Origin of the sequence: Vibrio sp. Sgm 5 (assembly GCF_026241575.1) — a bacterium.
GTDB lineage: Bacteria > Pseudomonadota > Gammaproteobacteria > Enterobacterales > Vibrionaceae > Vibrio > Vibrio jasicida.
Genome location: NZ_JAPHPY010000159.1, coordinates 1 through 272, shown reverse-complemented (window position 1 = coordinate 272; position 272 = coordinate 1). Strand labels below are relative to the sequence as shown.

The 272-nt window shown below is 49.6% G+C and carries 1 protein-coding gene; it reads left to right on the top strand.

Going from position 1 to position 272, the window contains the following annotated elements:
• On the top strand, nt 1-272 hold a 272-nt coding region (locus OQJ86_RS26505), incomplete at both ends, for a hypothetical protein (RefSeq protein ID WP_265992369.1).

The window sequence follows — 272 nt, the reverse complement described above, 5'->3', positions numbered from 1 at the left end:
GATACCTCAGTCACCATCACTTATGCGGATAACTCAACCCAAGTGGTGGCTGTGAGCCCAGATGGTACGTTCGATGTGACTGTTCCTGCGAATGACACCACTTATAGTGTTACCGTTAATACCATCGGTGATGATGTATTTGAAGGACCTGAAACTTTTACGTTATCTGGTTCTACGTCAGTTCAAACCACACCAGCACAAGGCACGGGTACCATTGTTGATGACGGTAGCGGCCCGGGACCTGAGCCAGATGACGACCGTCCAGTTGTTGC